2 protein-coding genes are annotated in these 7,426 nt (G+C 76.1%); both read left to right on the top strand.

Translation table 11 applies throughout. From position 1 onward, the window contains the following. A partial coding sequence (locus ABGB06_RS33185) for a type I polyketide synthase (protein WP_347597014.1) occupies nucleotides 1–1,949 on the top strand: 1,949 nt, incomplete at its 5' end. 15 nt (nucleotides 1,950–1,964) lie between these two features. Then, nucleotides 1,965–7,253 carry a type I polyketide synthase gene (locus ABGB06_RS33180; protein WP_347597011.1) on the top strand — a complete coding sequence of 1,763 codons (5,289 nt, stop codon included), beginning with the start codon at nucleotides 1,965–1,967 and terminating at the stop codon, nucleotides 7,251–7,253. Nucleotides 7,254–7,426 lie beyond the last annotated feature (173 nt).

The following is a 7,426-nucleotide window of genomic DNA, read 5'->3' as shown; positions in this document are numbered from 1 at the left end:
CCCACACCCGCCCCCGCCGCGCCGCCGTCTCCTCCTTCGGCGTCAGCGGCACCAACGCCCACGTCATCCTCGAACAAGCAGACCAACAACCGGAGATCGACCCGCGCCCCGCGACCGCCGGCCCGGTCTCCCTCCCGGTGAGCGGCCGGACGGCCCAGGCGCTCCGCGCCCAGGCCGCGCGTCTCCACCGCCATCTGGAGGATCGTCCCGAGCCGGACCTCGCGGCGGCCGAGGCCACGCTCGTGCGTCGCACGCACTTCGGCCATCGCGCGGTCGTCGTCGGGACGGACCGCGCGGAGTCCCTGGCAGGTCTCGACGCTCTCGCGCGAGGGCTGCCCCACCCCGCTGTCGTCACCGGCAGGCCGGTGCCGGGCGAGACGGTGTTCGTCTATCCCGGCCAGGGCTCGCAGTGGACCCGCATGGGTGCCCGTCTCCTGGAGCACTCCCCCGTCTTCGCCGACGCCCTCGCCGACTGCGCGGCGGCCCTGGCGCCCCACGCCGAGTTCGATCTCCTCGCCATCCTCACCAGCCACGACCCGGCCGCGCTGCAGCCCGTCGAGGTGGTCCAGCCCGCGCTGTGGGCGGTGATGGTCGCGCTGACGCGGTGGTGGCAGCACCAGGGCGTCCACCCGGCCGCCGTGACCGGCCACTCCCAGGGTGAGATCGCCGCCGCCCACATCGCCGGCGCGTTGAGCCTGGACGACGCCGCCCGCGTCGTGGCACTCCGCTCCCGCGCGTTGACGACGCTGGCCGGAACCGGAGGGATGCTCTCGTTGGCGCTGAGCCACGCCGACACCACCGCGCTCCTGGACGGATGCGGCATCGCTCAGGAGGTGTCGGTGGCCGCCCACAACGGACCCGCCGCCACCGTCGTCGCCGGACCACCCGCCGCTCTGGACGGCCTTCAGGACCGCTGCGCCGGACTCGATATCCGCCACCGCCGCATCCCCGTCACGTACGCCTCCCACACGCCGCTGGTCGCCCCCCTGGAGGAGGAACTGCGGCAACGTCTGGCGGGCATCAGGCCCCGGCGGTCCGACATCCCCTTCTACTCCACCGTCACCGCCCAACCGCTCGACACCATGACCCTGACAGCCGACTACTGGTACACCAACCTCCGCTCCCCGGTCCGCTTCCACGACACCGTCACGGCCCTCCTCGCCGACGGCCACGCCCACTTCGTGGAGCCCAGCCCGCACCCCGGCCTCACCACCGCCATCGAGGACGCCATCGACCACGCGCCGGCCGACACCCCGGCCGGCACACCGGCCGTCACCCACACCACCCTCCTCCGCGACGACGACACCCCGCTCCGGCTGGCCCACGCCCTCGCGCGCGCCCACACGCACGGGCTGGCGCCCAGCGGCCCGCCCCGCCGGGACCCCGCCGCCTCGCACCCGCCCGTCCTACCCGGCCTGCCCACCTACGCCTTCCAGCGCCAGCGCCACTGGCTGGCGCCCGCCGAGGCCACGACCGGCGTCCCCAGGACCGCCGCCAGTGCCCCGGAGGGCCAGGACGGCCAGCGGGGTGACATCGCGCGGCTGGACGGGCTGTCGCCGCGGGAACGCCGGGCCGAACTGGTGGCCCTGGTCAGGGCGACCGCCGCAGCCGTGCTCGGTCACGCCGGGGCCGAGGCGGTGGAACCCGGCCGCCCGTTCCGGGACCTCGGGTTCGACTCCCTGGCCGCGGTGGCGCTACGCGGCCGGCTCGGCGAGGCGGTCGGCCTGCGGCTGCCCGCCACGCTCGTCTTCGACCACCCCACGCCCCACGCCGTCGCGGACTTCCTCATCGGGGAGTTCGACGGCGGTGCCGGTCGGGCCGACCCACGTGACGCGGACGCGGACGCCGCGGAGGTCGCCGAGGCGGTGGCCGGGTTCACCGACGAGGAGCTGTTCGCGTTCATCGACGACCGGTTGGGCGCCGCCACGCCCGACCGCGGCCACGAGTAGGAACCGAGGGAAACCATGGCAAGCGAGACCGAGGCACGGCTGCGGGACTACCTCAAGCGCGTCACCGTGGAACTGCACGAGGCGACGCGCCGGCAGCGGCAGGGCGACCGCCGCCACCGGGAGCCCGTCGCCATCGTCGGCATGGCCTGCCGCTTCGCCGGCGGCGTGACCACTCCGCAGCAGCTCTGGGAGCTGCTGGCCGAGGGACGGGACGCGATCGCCGGGTTCCCCACCGACCGCGGCTGGGACCTGGAGAACCTCTTCCACCCCGACCCGGACCACCCCGGCACCAGCCACGTCCGCCACGGCGGCTTCCTCTACGACGCCGCCGACTTCGACGCCGACTTCTTCGGCATCTCCCCCCGTGAGGCCCTCGCCATGGACCCGCAGCAGCGCCTGACGCTGGAGGCGGCGTGGGAGGCCATCGAACGCGCCGGCATCGACCCTGCCTCCCTCGCCGGGAGCGGGACCGGAGTCTTCGTCGGCACCAGCGGCCAGGACTACGGCCTACTCTCGGCCAGCACCGCCGACCGTGTCGAGGGCTACGCCCTGACCGGCGCCATGGCCAGCGTCCTGTCCGGCCGGCTGTCCTACACCCTCGGGCTCGAAGGCCCGGCCGTCACCGTGGACACCGCCTGCTCCTCCTCCCTCGTCAGCACCCACCTCGCCGTCGGAGCGCTCCGCACGGGCGAGTGCGACCTCGCGCTCGCCGGCGGCGTGAGTGTGCTGTGCACACCCGCGGGCTTCGTCGAGTTCGGCCGACAGGGCGCCCTGTCCCCTGACGGCCGCTGCAAGCCGTTCGCCGCGGCGGCGGACGGCACCGGCTGGGGCGAAGGCGTCGGCATGCTGCTGCTGGAACGGCTCTCCGACGCCCGCCGCAACGACCACCGCGTCCTCGCGGTGATCCGCGGCTCCGCCGTCAACCAGGACGGGGCCAGCAACGGCCTCTCGGCCCCCAACGGCCCGTCCCAACAGCGCGTCATCCGCGCCGCCCTCGCCAACGCCGGACTCGCCCCCGACGACGTCGACGCCGTCGAGGCCCACGGCACCGGCACGAAGCTGGGCGATCCCATCGAAGCCCAGGCCCTCCTCGGCGCCTACGGCAGCGGGCGGCCGGCCGACCGGCCCCTGCTGCTCGGCTCGTTGAAGTCGAACATCGGCCACACCGCCGCCGCGGCCGGTGTCGCGGGCATCATCAAGATGGTCCAGGCCATCCGGCACGGCCAGTTGCCCGCCACCCTGCACATCGACCGGCCCACCCCGCACGTCGACTGGGACTCCGGCCACGTCCGGCTGCTGACCACCCACCAGGCGTGGCCGGACACCGGACGCGAACGCCGGGCGGCGATCTCCTCGTTCGGCGTCAGCGGCACCAACGCCCACCTCATCGTGGAACAGGCACAGGACCGGGAGCCGGCGGAGCCGACGCGCCCCGCCGGGGAGAGCGGCGAGGACCGGGTGCCGCTGCTCATCGGCGAGGGCACCGCCGTGCCCTGGCCGCTGTCCGCCCGCACCGAACACGACCTGCGCGCCCAGGCCGGCCGGCTGCGTGCCGGCCTCACCCCCGACACGCCTCCGCTGGACGTCGCCTTCTCGCTGGTCACGGGCCGCGGCCGGTTCGAGCACCGGGCCGTACTGACGGCCACCACCACCGACGACTTCGCGCGGCGACTGGCCGCGCTGGCCGAGGGGTCCCCGGCCGCCGGCGTCGCGCGGGGAACGGCACCGGCGGACGCGGACGCCGCTCCAGGACCGGTGTTCCTCTTCGCCGGCGGCGCGGCGAACTGGGCCGGCATGGGACGCGAACTCCTCGACGCCTCACCCGTCTTCGCCGATGCCATCGCCGTCTGCGAGAAGGCACTCGCCCCGCACGTCGACTGGGCGCTGAGCGACGTGCTCCGCAACGCCGAGCGCCCGGACCTGGATCAACAGGACCTCGTCCAGCCGGCGCAGTGGGCCGTCGCCGTGGCCCTCGCCGAGCTGTGGCAGGCATGCGGGATACGGCCCGCCGCCGTCGTGGGCCACTCGCAGGGCGAGATCGCCGCCGCCGTCGTGGCGGGCGGACTCTCCGTCGAGGACGGCGCCGCCGTGATCGCGCACCGCGGCGCGGTGATGAGCTCCCTCGCGGGACAGGGCGGCATGGCCGTGATCCCGCTGCCCGAGACCGCCGTCGCCGACAGGCTGTCCCGCTGGGACGGCCGGCTGATGGTCGCCGCCGTCAACAGCCCCTCGGCGGTCGTGGTCTCCGGCGAGGGGCAGGCCCTGGCGGAGCTGCTGGCGGAGCTCGCCGGACAGGGCGTCGACGCCCGCCGCGTGCGGGTGGACGTGGCCGGCCACTCGCCGCTGATGGAGGGCATCCGCGGGCGACTGCTCGCGGGCTGGCAGGAGATCCGGCCCGTACCGGGGCACGTGCGGTTCGTCTCGACCGTCACGGGAGGAGCGTTGGAGACCACGCGGCTCGACGCCGACCACTGGTACCGGAACGCCAGGAACACCGTCCGCTTCGAGCCCGCCGTCCGCGGCCTCGTCGACACGGGACACCGGGCGTTCGTCGAGGTCAGTGCCCATCCGGTCCTCACCACGGCCGTGCAGGACATCCTGGGCGAGGACGGCGGCACGGTGCTCTGCTCACTCCGGCGCGACGATGGTGGCCTCGACCGCTTCCTGACCGCCCTGGGGGAGGCGTTCACCAACGGCCTGCCCGTGGCCTGGCCGGCGTTGTTCCCCGGGAGCGGCGCCCGCCGCCGTGAGCTTCCCACCTACCCGTTCCGGCGCCGACGGTTCTGGCTCGCGCCCCCGGCCGCACCCACGGCACGGGCGTCGGACGACGGGCGCTACCGCGTCGTATGGCGCGCGGCGGCGCGGCGCGGCCCGGCCCGGCCGCTGACCGGGACATGGCTGGTCGTCGCCTCCCCGGCGGACGACGACGCGGCCGGCTCCGCCGCGGCGGCACTGACCGAACGGGGCGCCCGCTGTGTCCGGATGGCCGTGGACGCGGAGGCGGGCGAGGCCGACCGGCCGTCGCTGGCCGAGCGGCTGGGCGACGCCGCGCCCGCCGACGTGGCGGGCGTCCTGTCGCTGCTGGCATGCGACGAGACGGCGCACCCGGACGCTCCGGACGTCACACGCGGCCTGGCCGCCACCCTCGCGCTGGCGCAGGGGATGGCCGACGCCGGGCTCGACGCGCCGCTGTGGGCGGTGACCCGCGGCGCCGTCGCGGTGGACGGGGAGGATCCGCCGTCCTCGCCGGCCCAGGCCGCGGCCCGGGGCCTGGGCGCGGCGATCGGTCACGAACAGCCCCGTCTGTGGGGCGGGCTGATCGATCTGCCACCTGACGGCTCCTGGACCGCGCTGGCCGAGGCGCTCGCCGGGGCCCCGGCGGACGGCGAGGACGACATCGCGGTGCGCGCCATCGGATCCTTCGTGCGCCGCCTCGTACACGGCCGGCCCCGGGACGGCGACGCGGACGGCGGCTGGCAGCCGCACGGCACCGTACTCCTCGCCGGCGACGGTCCGCGGGGCACGGTGGCGCGCTGGCTCGCCGGCCACGGCGCCGGGCACGTCCTGCTCGCCGGGGGCACCGACGAGGAGGCGGCGGAGCTCGCGGCGGCCGGCGTCCCGGTCACGGCCGTCGCCCTCGACACTCACCCCGGCCGAGCCGACGTGCTGGCGCACGTGCCCCCGGACCAGCCGCTCACCGCCATCGTCCACACCGGCCCTCCGCTGGACGAGGCCCCCGTCGACCGGTTGACGCCGCGGCGACTGGCCGGCAGCCTCACGTCCGCGACACAGGCCACCCGGCTCCTGGACGCGCTGGCGGGTGGGACGCTGGAGGCGCTTGTCGTCTTCTCCTCCATCGCCGCCACCTTCGGCGGCGTCGGACAGGGCGCGCACGCCGCCGCCAACGCGCACCTCGAGGCCCTCGCCGAGCGGGCCCGCGCCCACGGTCTGGCTGCCGGATCCGTCGCCTGGGGCCCCTGGCGCAGCGCCCGGCACCCGGAGCGGGAGGAGCGGCTCGCCAGGCTCGGAATCGGCCTGCTCGATCCCGCCCGGAGGCTGGACGACATCCTCGCGGCGTTCGACGAGGACGCCGCGGGAACGGTCGTGGCGGAGATCGACTGGGCCGCCTTCGCCGCCGCCTACCGCCGGGTGCGCCCGGGCGCCCTCCTCGCCGAACTGCCCGAGGCGCGCCCCGCCGCGCCGGCGGGAGGAACGGAGAGCGGGCTCGCCGGGCGGCGGCTGGCGGACGCGACGGGCGAGGAGCTGCGCACGCTGCTGCGCGACCTGGTCAGGGCCGAGGCCGCGGCCGTGCTCGGCCACGCGGACCCGGCGACGCTGCCCGACCGCGGCCTGCTGGAACTCGGCTTCGACTCCCTGACCACGGTCGAACTCCGCACCCGGCTGACCCGCGCCACCGGCGCCAGCCTGCGGGCCGCGGACCTGACCCACAACCCCCGGCTGGCCGCGGTCGCCGAACACCTGCACGCCCAGCTCGGCGACACCGGCTCGCCCGCCGGGGACGGCACGCTGGCCGCCCTGCTCCGGACCGCGCTGGCCCAGGGACGGAGCCGGGAGTTTCTCGAACTGCTCGGCCAGGCCGCCTCGTTCCGGCCGGCCTTCACCGGTGCCGGCGACCCGGGTGCGGTGCCCGCGCCGGTGGACCTCGCCGGTTCCGACGAGGCTACGGGGCCTCGCCTGCTCGCCCTGCCCAGCGCCCTCGCGGCCTCCGGCCCCCACCAGTTCGCCCGGCTCGCCGCCGCGCTGCGCGGTCACGGCCACCGCACGACCGCGTTGCCGCTCCCGGGCTTCCTCGCCGACGAGCCACTGCCCGCCAGCCTGGCGGCGCTGCTGGACGCGCTGTGTGCCGCCGCCTCGACGGCGCTGGGCGAGGGGGAGGAACCGCTCGCCCTGATCGGCTACTCCTCCGGCGGGCTCCTGGCGCACGCCATGGCCACGCGGCTGAACGCCCGTGCGGTGGTGCTGCTGGACAGCCGCCCGCTGCACGCGTACACCCCGGCCGACCATCCCGAGCTCCTCGACGGCGTCATCACGCGGATGGACGGCGTCGACGACGCCCGCCTCACCGCCATGGGTCGCTACCTCCATCTGCTCCGCGACCTCCGGCCCGAGCCCGTCGACGTCCCCACCCTGCTCACCGCGGCGGCCCAGCCCATCCCGGCCGACCCCGCCCCCTGGCCCCTGCCCCACACCGAGCTGACGGTGCCGGGCGACCACTTCACGCTCATCGAGGAGCACGCCACCACCACCGCATCCGCCATCAACGCCTGGCTCGCCGACGTCTGAAGCACGGGCGCCTCCGCCGACGCGGCGCTGGCTGGCTGGCTGGCTGAAAACGCGCACCGGAGGGGGTGACCCACCGACCCCGCACCCGCACCGGGACCGACGCCCCCGACGTTCGGCGATCCGTGCGGGAGCTGGTTCCGACGGCGAGCCGAGGCCAGTTCGCACCGCACCTC

The organism is Streptomyces sp. B6B3, assembly GCF_039871525.1.
Lineage (GTDB): Bacteria > Actinomycetota > Actinomycetes > Streptomycetales > Streptomycetaceae > Streptomyces.
Note: the sequence above shows the minus strand (reverse complement) of the source record. Positions and strands in the feature narration are given on the sequence as shown.